Genomic DNA, 16,884 nt, shown 5'->3' with positions numbered 1-16,884 from the left:
GGAGCGTCCAGTGAGGCATTCCCACGCGGAGCGTGGGAACGATCAATTAGAGGGTGTTATTGGGGTCGTGGTTGATCCGGCAACAACACCGGCGATTCCTCCAGCGCCGGTCCGTCATTTTCTCCCTCGTCCACATGCCTTTTGGGAATCAAAACCTGCTGTGGATAAGTCTGCGCGAAATGCACCCATGGGCTGTTATCCACAAGCTTTTTCAAACGCTGATTGAACGCCCGGCTTACCGCATATTGCCCTCCCGACACGGTACGAAACTGCGCCGTCAACACCACGCCGTTAAGGTCCATTTTGTCGACGCCGAACACGTCCAGCGATCCTTGCAGGTTGTACTTGAGAAACGCATCGTCGCGAATCGAATCCCCAGCCTCGCGGATCAGTTCTATAGCCTTGTCGACATCGGTGTCGTAGGTGAACTGCACCGAGAAAAACGCAAATGCATACTGCCGCGATTGATTGGTCACGGCCTTGATCTGACCGAACGGCACCGAATGCACAAAGCCCTTGCCGTCGCGCAAACGCAGGGTGCGAATGGTCAGGCCTTCGACAGTGCCGGCGTGGCCAGAATCGAGCACCACCCAATCGCCGATCGACAAAGTGTCTTCGATGATGATGAACAACCCGGTGATCACGTCCTGCACCAGTTGCTGGGAACCGAAACCAATCGCCAGACCGACCACCCCGGCACCCGCCAGTAGCGGCGCGACGTTGATCCCCAGATTGGCCATGGTGGTGATCGCGCAAATCACCACCAGGATGATTTTGATCGCGTTGCGCAGCAGCGGCAGGATGGTTTTCACCCGCGTGCTCGGCTGGCGCACCGAGCGTTTACTGACAGGTGGTTTCAAGGCTTCCTGAATCGCGGTGTCGAGCACCACCCAGAGCAACCACGTCACCAGAAAGATCATGCCGATACTGCTTAACGAATTACTGATCGCTCGGCCCACGGAGTTGCGTTCGGCGAATTCGAACAGCGACACGCCCCAGATTCGTCCGAGGATTTCGATGAACGCCACGGCCATGACGATGCGCAGCAAGGCATGAAGCAAACTGAGAAAACGCTCCTTGTAAGCACTGCTGCGCTGGATCGCCTCGGCCCGGCGCGACTTGAACAAGTGCTGGAAAATCGTGCTGAGAAACACCATGGCGATCAGCAACACGGTGGTGAATAACGCACAGCGCAGGGCCTTTTGATTGTCCTCGCCGACGCCGATCAGGTTGATCGCCGACACCAGCACCATCAGCAGGATCGGCCAGTACCAGAGCCCGGAAAAGATTCGCAGGGACTCCTGCAACGAGGGCTGTTTGAGGCGCTGGGCCAATGGGCGGTTACGGATCAGATGCGCCACCGGACGACGCAGGCGAATCACCAGCAAACCGAAGATGATCGACGCGAACAGCCCCGTGAAGACCGCGATGCTGCTGGTGATGTTGCCGCCCAATTGCCGGGCGATCTGCGGGCTGGTCAAGGCATCGCTCAGCGCCGCAAGAAAGCCAATCATGAACAGCGGTCTGGGGCAGTAGTCACGGATGATCTGCACCGCCGGGCGCTTGTGGCCCGTATTGAACATGACGATCACGCAGAGAAGCATCGAGGTCGAGAAAATGCCGCTGCTGGTGGCGTAGGCGAAACACAGCGCCAAGGCGCGACCGACCGAAGCTTGCAGGAAATGGCTGACGTAGAGGGTCAGCGGCAGACAGATCACGGCGGGCAAGGTGAAAGGCATCAAATACTTGAGCAGGTCCTGGCTGCGCTGGCGCGTTCGTAGCCAGCGCCCCTGATTCAAATGCCTGGCCAGAATTGCGCCAAGCACCGTGAGCAAGGCAAACGTGCCGAGCCACACACCGGACAACAACAGGAAGTCAGCGGCCACTCCCCAAGAGGAGCGGGACGACGGCTGATTCACCAGTTTGTCCACTTCATCCGCCGCCCGATCGGCGCGCAAACGCCAGGCGTCCACCAGATTTTGGTTGAGATCGAGTTTGTTCTGAACGTCGTCGATGCTGGAGCTGATGGCCCCGAGCAGGCCGCCCTGGACCAGCGGCTCAGCCTTGGCCGGCTCTTCGGCTGCTGCGGGAACGCCTGGCAACGTGGCGGCTTGCAGTTCGTTGCTGCCCACAAACAGCAACGCCCCCAGTAGTATCGCGGTCTTGAACTTGAGCAAAACGCGGAGCTCCTTCACAAGGGTCTGTAAGGAACTGATTGGCAAATGGCGGCCAAGTTCGGTTTTGGCCGCAAGATAGCCCGCCGATGCAGTTCACTGTGGCGAGGGAGTTCACCCGCTCGATATTTGACCTACGCGCAAATATCAAATGCCCATCCCTGTATTTTTCCGCACGACCCAAACCCCGACACTGCGCTCCATCAATCAATCCCCACCGGAGTTGCAGCCATGCCCATTGCCTTGCTCGCGCTGACCCTTAGCGCTTTCGCCATCGGGACGACGGAGTTCGTCATCGTTGGCCTGTTACCTACTATCGGCGCCGACCTTGGTGTCAGCCTGCCGTCCGCCGGTTTGCTGGTCAGTCTGTATGCACTCGGGGTGGCCATCGGCGCGCCGGTGCTGACCGCCCTCACCGGCAAAGTCCCACGCAAATTGCTGTTGTTGTCGTTGATGGTGCTGTTCACCCTCGGCAACTTGTTGGCCTGGAAAGCGCCGAGCTACGAGTCGCTGATCATTGCGCGGATCGTCACGGGCCTGGCCCACGGGGTGTTTTTCTCGATTGGCTCGATCATCGCCACCAGCCTGGTGCCAAAGGAAAAAGCCGCCAGCGCGATTGCCATCATGTTCACCGGCCTGACCGTAGCGCTGGTCACCGGCGTGCCGTTGGGGACGTTTATCGGTCAGCATTTCGGCTGGCGTGAAACCTTCCTCGCGGTATCTGCATTGGGTGTGATCGCCTTCATCGGTAGCCTGCTCTACGTGCCGAAGAACATCGCCCACAGCAAACCGGCTTCGCTGTTGCAGCAATTGCAGGTGCTCAAGCAACCGCGCCTGCTGTTGGTGTATGCCATGACGGCGGTCGGTTACGGCGGCTCGTTCATTGCCTTCACCTTTCTGGCGCCGATTCTTCAGGACATTTCCGGCTTCAGCGCCAGCACCGTCGGCCTGGTGCTGCTGGTCTATGGCATCTCGGTAGCCGTCGGCAACATCTGGGGCGGTAAACTGGCGGACAAGCGGGGTCCGATCAGCGCCTTGAAAATCATCTTCGCCCTGCTCGCCGCCGTGCTGTTCGTGCTGACTTTCACCGCCGGCAATCCATGGCTGGCCCTGGCCACCGTGCTGGTTTGGGGGGCTGTGGCTTTCGGCAACGTGCCGGGCCTGCAGGTGTATGTGGTGCGTCAGGCCGAACATCACACCCCGAATGCAGTGGACGTGGCGTCGGGCCTGAACATTGCGGCATTCAACCTCGGCATTGCCGGTGGGGCGTGGGGCGGTGGTTTGATCGTGGCGCACATGGGCCTGATCCATACCGCGTGGATCGGCGGCCTGGTGGTCTTGGTCGCACTGGCACTGACCGCCTGGAGTGGTCGCCTTGATCGGTTGGGTCCGGTGTATGCCGAACCGGCTGAGGGTTCTGCCCGTATCGTCATAAGTCATTAATAAATCAAAAGATCGCAGCCTTCGGCAGCTCCTACATGAGCATATGAATACCTGTGGGAGCGAGGCTTGCCCGCGAAGCTCTTCGCTTTACCGTCCGTACCCCCATCGAAACTTTCTCGCACGCCCGGCAGTCATCAAAAGACAGAGGCTGTCCGAGGGCTACATTAGACGGGAGGCGACATGGCGGCGATTCATATCGGTATTTCAGGCTGGCGCTACACGCCATGGCGGGGGGAGTTCTACCCGAAGGGGCTGACCCAGAAGCGCGAACTGCAATTCGCTTCACGGGCAGTGAACAGCATCGAAATCAATGGATCGTTCTACGCCCTGCAACGGCCCGAACGTTATGCCCAGTGGTACGCCGAAACCCCGGCGGGCTTCGTGTTCAGCGTCAAGGCGCCGCGTTTTATCACCCACATCAAGCGCTTGCGGGACATTCATAAGCCGCTGGCGAATTTCTTTGCTTCCGGGGTGCTGGAACTCAAGGAGAAACTCGGCCCGGTCCTCTGGCAGTTTCCACCCACCTTTAAATTCGACCCGGAACTGTTTGAAAGCTTTCTAGAACAATTACCCCACGACACGGAACAGGCCGCCGCCCTCGCCCGCCAGCATGAGCCGCGCCTGAATGGTCACGCCAGCATGAAGGCCTACGGCAAAAAACCACTGCGCCATGCCGTGGAAATTCGCCACGAAAGCTTTGTCGATCCCGCCTTTGTCCGCCTGCTCAAACGCTACAACACCGCGCTGGTCATCGCTGACACCGCCGGTAAATGGCCGTATCGCGAAGACCTCACCAGCGATTTCGTCTACCTGCGCCTGCACGGCGCCGAAGAACTCTACGCGGGCGGTTACACCCCACAAGCCCTGCAACGCTGGGGCGACCGGATCGAGGCCTGGTATCACGGCCAGCAGCCGGTAGACCCGCAACTGATCGCTCCCCGACAAAAGCCAAAAGTGCGCAAATCCCGGGAGGTGTTCTGCTATTTCGATAACGACATCAAAGTCCGGGCGCCCTTCGATGCCCGCCGCTTGCTTGAGCGTTTGCATCTGGACAAAGACCTTGTCACCGCCCCCGGTGAGCCAGTTGCCGAAGGAGTGCTGCCATGAGCGTTCCCGAACCGGTCGGCACAACGGATGAACAGCAACCCATCATCAGTGCCGTGAGCCGTTTTACCGTGCTGACGGTCAACACGCACAAGGGTTTCACCGCGCTGAACCGGCGCTTCATCCTGCCCGAATTGCGCGAAGCGGTACGCAGTGTGTCCGCCGATGTGGTGTTTTTGCAGGAAGTCCATGGCACCCACGAACATCATCCACAGCGCTACCTCAATTGGCCGGCAATGCCCCAGTACGAATTCCTCGCCGATACCTTGTGGCCGCAATTCGCCTATGGGCGCAACGCGGTCTACCCGGCGGGCGATCATGGCAATGCGTTGTTGTCGAAATTCCAGATCATTCGCCACGACAACCTCGACGTGTCCATCAGCGGCCATGAAAACCGTGGAATCCTGCATTGCGTGCTGCGCATGCCGGGCGACGGCCGGGAAGTGCATGCCATTTGCGTCCATCTGGGGCTTCGCGAAAGTCACCGGACAGCACAACTCAAGCTGCTGAGCCAACGTCTGGAAGAACTGCCGGAGGATGCCCCGGTGGTGGTCGCCGGCGATTTCAACGACTGGCGCCTGCGCGCCGATGCGCTGCTCAAGCCCTGCGGCTTGCGTGAAGTCTTTGCCGAACTGCATGGCAAGCCAGCGCGTAGTTTCCCGGCGCGTTTGCCAGCGCTGCGCCTGGACCGCATCTATGTGCGCAACCTCAAGGCCAGCCATCCGCAAGTACTGGCGACACGGCCCTGGTCACACCTTTCCGACCATGCACCGCTATCGGTGGAGATCGAGCTATGACTGGCCCATTGATGGAAAAAACCACGATCGAACACGTTTCCGCACCTCCGCCCATACGTGAGCCGGCGGTCGTTAACGTCGAATACGGTTGGCACAGGAACAACCGGGTCCAATTGCTGGAAAACGGTGAGGAATATTTTCCACGGGTGTTTGAAGCGTTGCGCCAGGCCCAGAGTGAAATCCTGCTGGAGACCTTCATTGTGTTCGAAGACAAGGTCGGCAATGAGCTGCAAAAAATCCTGATTGAAGCGGCTCAACGCGGTGTGCGCATCACCGTCAGCCTCGACGGTTTTGGCTGTGGCGAACTGAGCACGGAGTACCTCGCCGCCCTGAGCAATGCAGGTGTGCGCCTGCAAATATTCGACCCCGCCCCGCGTCACTTCGGCATCCGCACCAACTGGTTCCGCCGCCTGCACCGCAAGATTGTGGTGGTCGACGGCACGATTGCGTTCCTCGGCGGAATCAACTTTTCCGCCGACCATTTGGCCGACTTCGGCCCCGAGGCCAAACAGGATTATTCGGTTGAAGTGCAAGGCCCGGCGGTGGCCGATATTCATCATTTCGCCTTGCTGCAAAGCGGTCGCCCGGCCCGGGCCAAGTACTGGTGGCAACGCCGCAGACAGCGGCGCGCGGAGCTGGCGGTCAGCGATCATGATGGCCAGGTACGGCTGGTGTATCGCGACAATGCCGAACACCCGAGCGATATTGAAGAGGTGTACTTGCAGGTCGTGCGCGGTGCGCGGCATCGCGTTGTGATCGCCAACGCCTACTTCTTTCCAGGCTATCGGTTGCTGCGGGAGATCCGCAACGCGGCGCGCCGAGGGGTCGAGGTACGCCTGATTCTTCAGGGGCAGCCGGACTTGCGGGTGGCCAGACTCGCCGCACGCATGACCTACGATTACCTGCTGCGGGCCGGGGTAGTGATTTACGAATATTGCGAGCGCCCCCTGCATGGCAAAGTCGCCCTCGTCGACGAGGACTGGAGCACCGTCGGCTCAAGCAACCTCGACCCGCTGAGCCTGTCCCTGAACCTGGAGGCCAATGTGTTGATCCGCGACCGCGCCTTCAACCGCGACCTGTTCGAGCGTCTCGACGAATTGAGCAGCAACCACTGCAAGGCCATGTCGGCGGACAAGGCGCCTCGCGGGCGGATCTGGCACATGACCATCGGTTTTCTGGTGTTTCACGTCCTGCGGCATTTCCCGGCATGGGCCGGTTGGCTGCCGGCGCATAAACCGCGCCTCAAACCCTTCATCCATCCGACCGGGAGCGATAAGGCATGAGTCATTCTGATGCGCAGCCTGCCCCTCACTCCGACACGCCGCGAAAATCCCACTGGCAGCGCTGGAAAAAGCCTCTCACGATGCTGTTTTTCCTGGCCTTGATCGTACTGTTCACGATGCTCGCCCAACGCATCGAATGGGGTGAAGTGTTCGATACCCTGGCCAACTTCAAAGTGCGCACACTGATCATCGCGTCCGGACTGACGTTGACGAGTTTTCTGGTGTACGCCTGTTTCGACCTGATCGGCCGCACCTATATTCGGCAGGACCTGACCTGGCGGCAGATCCTCCCGGTGGGGATCATCAGCTATGCCTTCAACCTTAACCTGAGCGCCTGGGTCGGCGGGGTCGCCATGCGTTATCGGTTGTATTCGCGGCTCGGCGTGAGCAAAAGCAACATCGCGAAAATCCTCGGGCTGAGCCTGGCGACCAACTGGTTCGGCTACATGGTGATTGCCGGCACCGTGTTCAGCAGCGGACTGGTGCGAATGCCCCCAGGCTGGAAACTGAGCAGCGGTGCCCTGCAAGGCGTGGGCGTGTTATTACTGCTGATAAGCGCGGGGTATCTGGCAGCCTGTCGGTTTTCCAGGCGACGGCAATGGTCGATTCGCGGCGTGGAAATCAATCTGCCGTCGCTGCACATGGCGGTCCTGCAACTGGCCCTCGGCGCGCTCAACTGGTCGCTGATGGCGGCGGTGATCTTCACCCTGCTGCCGAGCAAGCTGGACTATCCGCTGGTGCTGGGCGTGTTGCTGATCAGCGCCTTTGCCGGAGTTATTACCCACATTCCGGCCGGGCTCGGCGTGCTGGAAGCGGTGTTCGTGGCGTTGCTGCAACACGAGGCCTCACAAGGAGGTCTGGTGGCGGGGTTGCTCGCTTATCGGGCGATCTATTTCCTTCTGCCGCTGCTGATTACGGTGGTGATGTATCTGGTGGTGGAGGCAAAGGCCAAGTCGTTGCGGATTTCGAAGAAGCCTTCTTGAGCAACACGGTGACGCGGTGTCCGTCATCGCGAGCCTGCTCGCGATTGATCCCAAGAACACTGCAAATCTAACTCGACTGAATAATGCTCAACCGCTCGCCCACCACCATCTCCGTGATCCAGCCCACCAGGATCGAGGTGTACGCCTGTTGCGAAACCGGATCGCTCAAGGCGTGATCGGCACCGTCGATAATCCGGTGAGTCAGCGAGTGGGTCTGCTGACACGCCGCGCGGTAACTCATGATGGTCGCGTGGGGCACATAGGCATCGGTCTCGGACTCCACCAGCAACACATCCCCGGTAAATTGCGAACAGGCATGCAGTGCTCGATTGCTGTCGGCGCTGACCCGCGTGCTGCGGTAATCGCGCAAATCGAGCTTATCCAGCTCACGCTTGGGCGTGTGCCAAAAGTCGTCGCGATACAACGCCGGCACCCGCAACGCCAACCAACGCACCGGGCGCAACGACGTCAGGATCGATGCCAGATAACCGCCATAACTGGTGCCGACCACCGCGATCGCCGAAGTGTCGAGCGCCGGATGGGCGAGCAAGCGGTCGTAGGCCGCCAGCAGGTCGCGCAGGTTGTCTTCGCGGGTCACCCTGGATAACGGAATACCGGTGCCACCGGTGTGGCCGCGCAAGTCGAATGTCAGGCACACGCAACCCAAACCGGCGATGCCTTTGGCGCGCTCCAGGTCGCGCTCCTGACTACCGCCCCAGCCATGAACGAAAAGCACACCCGGGACTTTCGATTTGGGGCTGAGGAAGGTTCCGCTCATCTGTTCATCGTCGATGTCGATCTGAATGGTTTCGCTTCTAGCCGTCATAGGATTTGACCGTTACGTACTTGAGAAGAAAGTCACTGTGTTCCGCTGGCCCGCGATAGACCTCAATGGCGTTGGCCGGCAGCGGTCGGTCGGTATAGGTTTCGACCGACGACACGCGAGTCGCGCGCAAGCCAGGGTTGTTGACAAAGTTCTGCAGTGCCGCGACTTCAGCACTGCTGGCACCGCCCAGGCGCCAGGATTGTTCGAGCACGCCGCTACGTTGTTTGCCATCGCAATCCAGCCCCTGGGCGATGTCATAGTTGCGCCGCGAGGCGTAGAAACCGGGATAGGCTTCATCGGCCGCGCTGTCGAATACCTGCGCCTGCTGGATCGCCAGCCGCACATCGTCCGGTAGTTCCAGCGCCAGCAGGTCCTCGTAATAACCCTGCACCACCAACAAATTGGACCCGCCATAAACCTGGTCGCCCTGACCGTCTTCGGTCAAGTATTGATCACCGCAATAACTCAGCACTTTGTCGCCGATAAAACTCTGACCGACGCTATGGGTGACCACCTCGGTCAAGTCTTGTTCCAGCACCACACCTTCGGTGAACAATGTTTTGGCATCGGGGCGAGCGAGGATGGCGTCGAACTGGTCGAGGCTTTTGATCACTTCCTGACCGCGTCCGGCGCAGGCATGAATAGGCTTCATGCGGATCGGGCCGCTGTAGAGCAGATGCTCCGCCGCCGGGCGAGCATCCTCCAGGGAGAACACGCTGAGGCCGTCGAGCACGACGCTGCGCACCCGCTCGGCGAACAACGACGACCAGCCTTCAGGCGCGAACGCATAGCGGTTCAACAACCCATGGCTGATGGCTTTTGTGCAGATGAAATCATGGTCGACGTAACCGCCCCACAAATCCTCCGGCCCTTTGACGCCCAACTGCCGGGCGACAGCCACACCCACCAGTGTTTGGGTCGGCAACAGATAAACGTCACGACTCCTGTGCAATTCGGGGTTGTAACTGCCACCGTATTCGAGCCCGGCGACCTGCGCCAGCCAACGGGCCAGCGCGCGATTGGTGTCAACTTCGTGCAGCGGGGCATCAGGCCGCACCGAATGGGCGAGTACCAGTTTGTTGCGGTTTGTTGGGGTCATGCGTTCCCCTTCAATCTGCGTTTGATAAATGTAGCTCAAGGAGGTGCAGAGATCAGGCCAATGGCGGCTGGAAAGAAACGGTCTTCAAATCAGCCAGTTGCGAAATGCGTGGTAGCACAAGGCCTGTTTTATTCTGCACGACGCCTTTCAATACTCCCGGCATTTTGCACGACTCAAACCTGCCGCCTCGCTCCCACATTTTTTGATCTGAGGTGATCTGGCTACCGAGACACAGCTGTGTTTGGCGTTACCCCAAACCGCCCCCGATAATCACTCGGCGCCAGCCCGGTAATCTTTTTGAACGTTGCCCGAAACGCACTCGGGTCCTGGTAACCCACGGTCCAGGCAATGTGATCAATGGTGCCGTTGGTGAATTCGAGCATTTCTCGCGCCTTGCCGACCCGCAGGTGCTGGCAGTACTCGGTGGGTTTCAACCCGGTTGCCGCACGGAATCGTCGCAGGAAGGTGCGTTCTTCCAGCCCTGCCCGCTCGGCCATCGCCGCCAATGAGACATCGGTCGCCCCGGTGCTTTGCAGCCAATGCTGGACCTTGAGAATCGACGCATCGCCATGGCTGAGAATCGGTGAAAAATTACTGCCGCACTCGCTCGCGCTGTCGCTGTGTTCCACCACCAGAAACCGCGCTGTGCCGGTCGCAATGCTCGGCCCGAGCAAGCGGTTCACCAACCGCAATCCCAGCTCTGACCAGGCCATTAACCCGGCTGTGGTGATCAGGTCACCATCGTCGACAATGGGCGTGTCAGCCTTGAGCTTGATCGCCGGGAAACGCTCGGCGAAAGCCTTGGCCGAGGTCCAGTGGGTGGTGGCGCTACGACCATCGAGCAGACCGCTTTCGGCCAACAGAATAGAACCCACGCAGACCCCACCGAGGGTCGCACCGTTGGCATGTTGCTGACGAAGCCAGTGAGTCAGCCCTTGGGGCGCCTGCCCCTCGGAAAAACCTCCGATCGAGGGCGGGATCAACACGGCGACCAATGCGCCGGCCGGGCCAGGATGAGTGTCATAGGCCCGCTCGGGCGCTTGATCGCCCTCGACCTGCCAGTGACTGACCCGCAGCAATGGTAGCTGCGCCGCCTGATGCTCGGCGGCGATCCGGTTGGCCACACCGAACAGGTCCGTCAGCCCATGCACCGCCGCCATCTGCGCACCGGGATAAATCAGCACCCCCAGTTCGGCGACTGCCCTTTCTACACCCATTGTCAGTTTTCCCCCTGCTATTGTCGGTGCGGCCAATCCTCGAACCGCCCGCTAAACCCAATACTTGATTCCACACCCAACACACACTTCGAGGAAACACCCATGGCCAAGCAAGCACTCATCGTAGTCGATATCCAAAACGACTACTTCCCCCAGGGCAAGTGGCCGCTGGTGGGCGCAGACGCAGCAGCGGACAACGCCGCACGGTTGATTCAGGCGTTTCGCGAGGCCGGTGATCCGGTGGTGCATATCCGCCATGAATTCACCTCAGACGCCGCACCGTTCTTCATACCGGGCTCCGACGGCGCGAAGTTGCACTCCAAAGTCCTCAACCGCGCCGACGAACCGGTGGTGCTCAAGCATTTCGTCAACGCGTTCCGCGAGACCGAACTGGAAGCCATCATCGACCAGCAAGGCATCGAGCACCTGGTGATTGTCGGGAGCATGAGCCACATGTGCATCGATGGCATTACCCGCGCCGCGGCCGACCTGGGTTACACCGTTACCGTCGTCCACGATGCCTGCGCCACCCGTGACCTGGAATTCAACGGTGTCACCGTCCCGGCCGCCCACGTTCACGCCGCCTTCATGTCAGCCCTGGGTTTTGCTTATGCAAGCGTGATCTCCACCGATGACTTCCTCGCTGGCTAGATGAGGAGCCTGTGGGAGCGGGCTTGCCCGCGAAAGCGGTGTATCAGGCAACATCAATGTTGACTGTGCCGCCGCCTTCGCGAGCAAGCCCGCTTGTGTCTTGCGCCTGTGCAACAGTCGAAAAAAACTCACGCGTGAGCTATTGAGGTCCGCAAAAATTGCCTGTAGTGTTTCTCACGCGTGAGATTTTTCACAACGGGGGTCAGCATCATGAAAAGCAGCTCTCCATCAGATCCGCCTGCCGGGTCTGCTACCGATTCAGCGAGCCGCAAGGGAGAGCGCTCGAAACCCTCCGCGAAAAAACCATCCAGCTTTTACATGAAGCAGATGCGCGCGGGCCTGGGTGCCGCCGGGTATGTGAAACACGAGACTTGGGTGCTTCCCGAAAACCGAAGCCTGCTCAAGCAGATGGAGAAACAGCTACGCCAACCGATTCTGGCTGGCTCATTCATGTCGGAGAATTACATGAGCGCAGGTAATAACTGGAACATCGATCGCCTCTACAGCGCCCTTCAGGCCCTCGACGAAGTGGTTTCGAACGACATCACCCTCTCCCTCGTTCAAGGTTCCGAATCCAGCATCAAGCTGGAAATGAACGATTTCGGTGGCTTGCCGATTTACATCGCCGTGGTTGGTGATCAGGTCATCGTGGACACCGTTCTGGTCGATGTCGAGTCCATCAACGACGTACCGGCATTCAATGATGCCGTTCTGCGCAGCCGGGAAATGTTCCCGCTGTCCTCAATCGGTATCGAGTCCATGCCCAACGGGCAGGTCGTTTACAACATGTTCGGCGCGTTGAGCTCCGACTCCAGCCTGACCAACGTCGTGACCGAGGTCAAAACCCTCGTCGACAACGTCCAGCGCGCCAGCGAAGCCTTTGAACGTTTCTTCATCTAATTTTTCGGGAACAGGAAATATCCAATGACTCAGTCCATCTGGAGCAAATTGTTCACCGCGCTGCGTGGCGGTGCCAACGAAGTCGGCGAATCGATCGTCGACCAACAGGCCCTGCGCATCCTCGACCAGGAAATTCGTGATGCTGACAGCGCGCTGGCCAACGCCAAGCGTGAGCTGGTCACCATCATGGCCAAGCACAAACTGTCGGCTGACCGCGTCAGCGAGTACAACGCCAAGATCAAGGACCTGGAATCCAAAGCCCTGGCCGCGATCCAGGCCAACCGCGAAGACCTGGCACTGGAAGTGGCCGAAGCTATTTCGACCCTGACCAATGAACTGGATGTCGAGCAAAAGCAGGCCACCGAATTCGGCGGTTACGCTGACAACATGCGTAAAGACATCACCAAGGCCGAAAACCGCATCAAAAGCCTGCGTCAGCAAGTGGACATGGCCAAGGCGCGTGAAAGCGTACAGAAAGCCCAGGTCAGCGCTTCGATCGCCAGTGGCGGCGCCAACGGCAAACTGGAAACCGCCGTCGGTACTCTGAACCGCTTGCAAGCCAAGCAGCAGCAACGCGCCGCGGAACTGGAAGCCCAGGACCAACTGGCCGATGCGTCGACCGGCACCGACCTGGAGCGCAAGCTGCGCGAAGCCGGCATCACGCCGAACGAAGGCAGCGCCAATGCGATTCTGGAACGCCTGAAGAAAAAATCGGCCGAGTAATCGACTCAAGTGCCGGATGCATAACCTGTGGGAGCGAGCCTGCTCGCGAAGAGGGAGTGTCAGTCAACATCAATGTTGCCTGACAAAACGCTTCGCGAGCAGGCTCGCTCCCACAATGGATTGCGTTTCAATTTTCGTCGAGTCGAGTTGAGTCGAGGTCACGGATGGATGCCCTGAAGGGTTTCAAGACAATCGCAGGCGTGGCTGGCTTCATGGTTGCGCTGCAACTGCTTAATGTGGCGACCGGCTACAGTCTCATTGCCTTCGGCCTGGTGCCGAGGACACTGCAGGGACTGGTCGGCATCATCACCTCGCCTTTCTTGCACGGGTCCTTTGCGCACCTGAGCACCAACCTGATTGCCTTTTTGATCCTCGGTACCCTGGTCATTGCCGAAGGGCTCAGCCGGTTCGTGGTCGTCAGCGCCATCATTATTCTGCTGGGCGGTACGCTGGTCTGGCTGTTCGGTTTCGCAGGCGTACACATCGGTGCCAGCGGATGGGTATTCGGGCTGTGGGCGTACCTCCTGTCGCGCGCCTGGTTCCAGAGGAGCTGGAGCAACCTGATCACGGCCAGTGTCGTGGTTCTGCTCTATGGCGGCTTGATCTTTGGCTTCTTTCCCCGTCAGGGCATGTCCTTCGAAGGGCATATTTTTGGAGCGATCGCCGGATTTATTGCAGCCAAGGTACTGTTATCTACGCCGCGCAGCAGGTTTAATGCCGCCCGGTAACCGCATTTGAGCACTCAGACGCCAGAGCGATTACGTCGCCAGGAATAAGCCCCCCACGGAGTCAGGGATGTAATGTCGATTTTCCTTTTATTGCGCACGTACGCCTCGTCCTTCTTCCATCGGTTCGGCTGGGCAGGCCTGGCCATTGCGTTGGGCATACACCTGAGCACGGCCTATATCGGCTTGGTGCTTCTAGGCGAACAACACCTCATCGCCCCCGCCACGTTTACCTACTTCTATCTCACCACCACACTCACCGTCGGCTATGGCGATCTCGCGCCCCAGACATCGGCGGGACGAATTTTCGTGGCTACCTGGGTCATGCTCGGGGGCATTGCGCTGCTGACGGCAGCCATCGGCAAAACCACCAGCAGTGTCATCGATGTATGGAGAAAAGGCATGAAGGGCAAAGGCGATTTCACCGGCAAGGTCGGCCATACGGTTCTCATCGGCTGGGAAGGCGCGTCCAGCGAGCGGGTGATTGAATTATTGCTGCAGGACGAAACGTCCAATGACAACCTGATCGTCATTTGCGATTGCGACCTTGAAGAAAATCCCATGCCGGGCAAAGCGGACTTTATCAAAGGCGAAAGCCTGTCCTCTGCCGCGCTTTTGCTACGCGCCGGCGTTCCCGGTGCAGAACGCGTTCTGGTGCGAACCCATTCAGACGATCTGACCCTCGCCACCGTGCTGGCGATCAATCAACTGAGCCCTGTCGGGCATGTGGTCGCCCACTTCAATGAAAGTGAAATCGCCGCGCTCGCCAGCGCCTACGCGCCTAGCCTGGAATGCACCTCGAGCATGGCCATCGAGATGTTGGTGCGTGCCTCTCAGGATCCGGGCTCATCAGTGGTCATCAATGAATTGCTGTGCGTGGGTCAAGGCGCCACCCAGTACCTGATGAAACTACCCGAGACTTTTGAAGCAACGTTCGGCGATCTGTATGCACAGATGAAAGAGCGCCACAACGCGACCCTTATCGGCTATCGCGCCAAAGGCGCCCGACAGCCTTCGATCAACCCGCCCGGCGCCACCCGCGTTGAGGGCGGCGAACTCTTCTACATCGCCTCCACTCGCCTCAAGGAAATCACCAATGGGATGGTTTAAACAGTTGATGGGGCTTGAGGCCCCGAAAGCGAATACGGAATCGAAATGGACAGCCAACGAAACCCTGCCCGTCACCGGTCCGCTGGGCCTGGCATTGGGCAAAGGGGTGATGTTCGACACCAGCCTGAAATTGTTGCTCGACGGCAACACCACCGTGGTCATCCCTGGCTCCCAACAGATCTGGAGCGCTGGCACTGTTGATCTCGGGCAGTCGACCTGGCTGTCACGCTATTACATGAACGACGAAGACCACTGGCTGCAAGTGCACACCACCGGCGACATCGCCGGGCAAGTCGAGTCGGTGATCCTGTTCAATTACCTCAGCTATATCACCATCAACAGTGAGTCGGAGTTGCGTCGACTGGCCGGTCCTGAAAGCTTGATCGGCCTGCCGACTTACAACCACAACGGTGTCGAATACACCCGAGAATGGGGCACCGAGAGCGGCCAGACAGAACTGGTGGCGCTGAGCGAACACCTGAAAAACCCGGATGAGTCTTACAGCATCGAGCACCGTTCGATGCTGTACGCCCGCGAAACCGGCCTGACCGATCGCCGGGAATTCCTGCTGTTTTCCGTCGAGGAAGACGCCGAAGGCACTATCAGCTTGAGCACTTCGCTGGGCATTTCTCTGTACACCACTGACCTGAACACTTTTTAAAAAGGAAGAAGTCCATGCTTGAAGCGCTCTCCATCTCCCTGAACAAAGCCGCCGTGCTCGGGTTTGTGTTGTACATCCTCGGCGCCGCCGTATTGTTCGCGCTGTTCCAGTTCATCTACACCCGAATCACCCCGCACAAAGAATTCGAACTGATCCGTTCGGGCAACGTTGCGGCCGCGATCGCGCTGGGTGGCGCCATCATCGGTTTCGCCATTCCGGCCAGCAATGTGATTGCCTTCTCGATCAGCATTCTGGATTTCGTCGTCTGGGCCGTGATCGCCGCTTTCGTACAACTGCTGGCGTTCCTGGTGACCAGCCTGGTGCTAAAAGGCGCCTCTGAACGGATCAAAAAAGGCGAAATCGCTGCGGGTATCTATGTCGCGGCAGTGGCCATCAGCGTCGGCATGTTGAACGCCGCGTGCATGACTCCTTCCCAGTACTGATTACGCCACGGAGATTGCAATGAAACGAAGCAAGTACGTTCAGCTCTCGCTGGCAGCGTCGGTCGCCATGGCGATATCAGGCTGCGGGCAGGCGGAAAAAACCTACCCGGTGCAGAAGAAGTACAACTTCCAGTCTGTTCAGCAGTGTGCCGATGAAAAACTCCCGGTAGACGTCTGCTCTGACGCCTACATGACCGCCATGGCTGAGCATCGCCGTATCGCGCCGGTGTACGACAACCAGGCCGATTGCGATGCCGACTTTGTCGCCGACTGGTGCCAGCAGGATTCCGCCGGCAAATTCATCCCCAAGCTGGGCGGCTTCGAGCTGACCGCCGATGGCGAGGTGACGCAATCCCAGGTGGACGCGGCCAAGGCTCAATTGCCCGCCTCGGAAGCGAACAGTGGAGGCTCCGGATTCTCCGGCACCAGCCTGCTGACCGGGCTGCTGATCGGCAACATGCTGAGCAGCAACCGCAACAGCTACTTCTCCCAGCCGGTCTACCGCTACCGCGATGATCGCGGAAACTACGCCTCTTCAACGCTCAGCCAACGGATTTCGAAAGGCTCGACCTTTACCAAGTCCAATCAGGCAAGGTACGGCAGCAGCTACACCGACTCCATCCGCTCCTCTGCCAGCAAGCCGATGTCCGTGGACTCGTCCACCTCCCGTGGCGGCTTCGGCAGCAAAGCCAGTGCCCGCAGCGGTTGGGGCGGTTCGAGCAGCGCTGGCCGATCGAGCAGTTAA

General features: G+C 59.3%; 17 protein-coding genes. 13 read left to right on the top strand and 4 right to left on the bottom strand.

The window, feature by feature from the left end; genetic code table 11:
• Positions 1 to 56: 56 nt before the first annotated feature.
• Entirely contained in the window at positions 57 to 2,177 is a 2,121-nt protein-coding gene (locus tag MMG91_RS18745; RefSeq protein WP_310660356.1) for a mechanosensitive ion channel family protein, read from the bottom strand.
• 228 nt (positions 2,178 to 2,405) lie between these two features.
• Between MMG91_RS18745 and MMG91_RS18740 the strand changes: the two genes are divergently transcribed.
• The 5 genes from MMG91_RS18740 to MMG91_RS18720 all read left to right on the top strand — a co-directional run bounded on the left by MMG91_RS18740 (position 2,406) and on the right by MMG91_RS18720 (position 7,784).
• Complete coding sequence (locus tag MMG91_RS18740; RefSeq protein WP_310660355.1) at positions 2,406 to 3,617, top strand: MFS transporter; 1,212 nt, start codon at positions 2,406 to 2,408, stop codon at positions 3,615 to 3,617.
• A 180-nt stretch (positions 3,618 to 3,797) separates the two neighbouring features.
• The gene (locus tag MMG91_RS18735; protein WP_310660354.1) at positions 3,798 to 4,724 is read left to right on the top strand and encodes a DUF72 domain-containing protein; all 927 of its coding nucleotides are present in this window, start codon (positions 3,798 to 3,800) and stop codon (positions 4,722 to 4,724) included.
• Positions 4,721 to 5,518, top strand: a complete 798-nt coding sequence (locus MMG91_RS18730) for an endonuclease/exonuclease/phosphatase family protein (RefSeq protein WP_310660353.1) — start codon at positions 4,721 to 4,723, stop codon at positions 5,516 to 5,518. The genes MMG91_RS18735 and MMG91_RS18730 overlap by 4 nt, the downstream gene beginning before the upstream one ends.
• Entirely contained in the window at positions 5,515 to 6,801 is a 1,287-nt protein-coding gene (gene clsB / locus MMG91_RS18725) for a cardiolipin synthase ClsB (protein WP_310660352.1), read from the top strand. The genes MMG91_RS18730 and clsB overlap by 4 nt, the downstream gene beginning before the upstream one ends.
• Positions 6,798 to 7,784: a lysylphosphatidylglycerol synthase domain-containing protein gene (locus tag MMG91_RS18720; RefSeq protein WP_310660351.1), complete on the top strand. Its 987-nt coding sequence runs from the start codon at positions 6,798 to 6,800 to the stop codon at positions 7,782 to 7,784. The genes clsB and MMG91_RS18720 overlap by 4 nt, the downstream gene beginning before the upstream one ends.
• A 67-nt stretch (positions 7,785 to 7,851) precedes the next feature.
• Here the strand turns inward: MMG91_RS18720 and MMG91_RS18715 are convergent, their stop codons facing one another.
• From MMG91_RS18715 to MMG91_RS18705, 3 genes are all read right to left on the bottom strand, one after another.
• Positions 7,852 to 8,610, bottom strand: a complete 759-nt coding sequence (locus tag MMG91_RS18715) for a S9 family peptidase (protein WP_305447092.1) — start codon at positions 8,608 to 8,610, stop codon at positions 7,852 to 7,854.
• Positions 8,600 to 9,709: a DUF3182 family protein gene (locus MMG91_RS18710; protein WP_310660350.1), complete on the bottom strand. Its 1,110-nt coding sequence runs from the start codon at positions 9,707 to 9,709 to the stop codon at positions 8,600 to 8,602. Before MMG91_RS18710 ends, MMG91_RS18715 begins: the two co-directional genes overlap by 11 nt.
• 221 nt (positions 9,710 to 9,930) lie before the next feature.
• Positions 9,931 to 10,926 carry a GlxA family transcriptional regulator gene (locus MMG91_RS18705; protein WP_310660349.1) on the bottom strand — a complete coding sequence of 332 codons (996 nt, stop codon included), beginning with the start codon at positions 10,924 to 10,926 and terminating at the stop codon, positions 9,931 to 9,933.
• Between the two features lie 102 nt (positions 10,927 to 11,028).
• Between MMG91_RS18705 and MMG91_RS18700 the strand changes: the two genes are divergently transcribed.
• The 8 genes from MMG91_RS18700 to MMG91_RS18665 all read left to right on the top strand — a co-directional run bounded on the left by MMG91_RS18700 (position 11,029) and on the right by MMG91_RS18665 (position 16,884).
• Complete coding sequence (locus tag MMG91_RS18700; RefSeq protein WP_310660348.1) at positions 11,029 to 11,577, top strand: cysteine hydrolase family protein; 549 nt, start codon at positions 11,029 to 11,031, stop codon at positions 11,575 to 11,577.
• Between the two features lie 318 nt (positions 11,578 to 11,895).
• Entirely contained in the window at positions 11,896 to 12,477 is a 582-nt protein-coding gene (locus tag MMG91_RS18695) for a YjfI family protein (protein ID WP_030131197.1), read from the top strand.
• A gap of 24 nt (positions 12,478 to 12,501) precedes the next feature.
• Positions 12,502 to 13,200, top strand: a complete 699-nt coding sequence (locus tag MMG91_RS18690; RefSeq protein ID WP_007896817.1) for a PspA/IM30 family protein — start codon at positions 12,502 to 12,504, stop codon at positions 13,198 to 13,200.
• Positions 13,201 to 13,364: 164 nt separating this feature from the next.
• Positions 13,365 to 13,928, top strand: a complete 564-nt coding sequence (locus MMG91_RS18685; protein ID WP_305447096.1) for a rhomboid family intramembrane serine protease — start codon at positions 13,365 to 13,367, stop codon at positions 13,926 to 13,928.
• Between the two features lie 72 nt (positions 13,929 to 14,000).
• Entirely contained in the window at positions 14,001 to 15,035 is a 1,035-nt protein-coding gene (locus MMG91_RS18680) for an ion channel (protein ID WP_310660347.1), read from the top strand.
• Positions 15,022 to 15,696: a DUF2491 family protein gene (locus MMG91_RS18675; protein ID WP_305447098.1), complete on the top strand. Its 675-nt coding sequence runs from the start codon at positions 15,022 to 15,024 to the stop codon at positions 15,694 to 15,696. The genes MMG91_RS18680 and MMG91_RS18675 overlap by 14 nt, the downstream gene beginning before the upstream one ends.
• Before the next feature lie 14 nt (positions 15,697 to 15,710).
• The gene (locus tag MMG91_RS18670) at positions 15,711 to 16,139 is read left to right on the top strand and encodes a DUF350 domain-containing protein (protein ID WP_305447099.1); all 429 of its coding nucleotides are present in this window, start codon (positions 15,711 to 15,713) and stop codon (positions 16,137 to 16,139) included.
• Between the two features lie 19 nt (positions 16,140 to 16,158).
• Positions 16,159 to 16,884 carry a DUF1190 domain-containing protein gene (locus MMG91_RS18665; protein WP_305503474.1) on the top strand — a complete coding sequence of 242 codons (726 nt, stop codon included), beginning with the start codon at positions 16,159 to 16,161 and terminating at the stop codon, positions 16,882 to 16,884.

Origin of the sequence: Pseudomonas sp. JL3 (assembly GCF_031570575.1) — a bacterium.
Taxonomy (GTDB): Bacteria; Pseudomonadota; Gammaproteobacteria; order Pseudomonadales; family Pseudomonadaceae; genus Aquipseudomonas; species Aquipseudomonas cucumis.
The sequence above is the reverse complement of the archived record's forward strand: the minus strand, read 5'-3'. Positions and strand labels throughout refer to the sequence as shown.

What these genes read in the sequence shown, in the direction of transcription:
- MMG91_RS18740 (WP_310660355.1), top strand. Translation starts at nt 2,406, where the DNA reads ATGCCCATTGCCTTGCTCGCGCTGACCCTTAGCGCTTTCGCCATCGGG.
- MMG91_RS18735 (WP_310660354.1), top strand. Translation starts at nt 3,798, where the DNA reads ATGGCGGCGATTCATATCGGTATTTCAGGCTGGCGCTACACGCCATGG.
- MMG91_RS18730 (WP_310660353.1), top strand. Translation starts at nt 4,721, where the DNA reads ATGAGCGTTCCCGAACCGGTCGGCACAACGGATGAACAGCAACCCATC.
- clsB (WP_310660352.1), top strand. Translation starts at nt 5,515, where the DNA reads ATGACTGGCCCATTGATGGAAAAAACCACGATCGAACACGTTTCCGCA.
- MMG91_RS18720 (WP_310660351.1), top strand. Translation starts at nt 6,798, where the DNA reads ATGAGTCATTCTGATGCGCAGCCTGCCCCTCACTCCGACACGCCGCGA.
- MMG91_RS18715 (WP_305447092.1), bottom strand. Translation starts at nt 8,610, where the DNA reads ATGACGGCTAGAAGCGAAACCATTCAGATCGACATCGACGATGAACAG.
- MMG91_RS18710 (WP_310660350.1), bottom strand. Translation starts at nt 9,709, where the DNA reads ATGACCCCAACAAACCGCAACAAACTGGTACTCGCCCATTCGGTGCGG.
- MMG91_RS18705 (WP_310660349.1), bottom strand. Translation starts at nt 10,926, where the DNA reads ATGGGTGTAGAAAGGGCAGTCGCCGAACTGGGGGTGCTGATTTATCCC.
- MMG91_RS18700 (WP_310660348.1), top strand. Translation starts at nt 11,029, where the DNA reads ATGGCCAAGCAAGCACTCATCGTAGTCGATATCCAAAACGACTACTTC.
- MMG91_RS18695 (WP_030131197.1), top strand. Translation starts at nt 11,896, where the DNA reads ATGAAGCAGATGCGCGCGGGCCTGGGTGCCGCCGGGTATGTGAAACAC.
- MMG91_RS18690 (WP_007896817.1), top strand. Translation starts at nt 12,502, where the DNA reads ATGACTCAGTCCATCTGGAGCAAATTGTTCACCGCGCTGCGTGGCGGT.
- MMG91_RS18685 (WP_305447096.1), top strand. Translation starts at nt 13,365, where the DNA reads ATGGATGCCCTGAAGGGTTTCAAGACAATCGCAGGCGTGGCTGGCTTC.
- MMG91_RS18680 (WP_310660347.1), top strand. Translation starts at nt 14,001, where the DNA reads ATGTCGATTTTCCTTTTATTGCGCACGTACGCCTCGTCCTTCTTCCAT.
- MMG91_RS18675 (WP_305447098.1), top strand. Translation starts at nt 15,022, where the DNA reads ATGGGATGGTTTAAACAGTTGATGGGGCTTGAGGCCCCGAAAGCGAAT.
- MMG91_RS18670 (WP_305447099.1), top strand. Translation starts at nt 15,711, where the DNA reads ATGCTTGAAGCGCTCTCCATCTCCCTGAACAAAGCCGCCGTGCTCGGG.
- MMG91_RS18665 (WP_305503474.1), top strand. Translation starts at nt 16,159, where the DNA reads ATGAAACGAAGCAAGTACGTTCAGCTCTCGCTGGCAGCGTCGGTCGCC.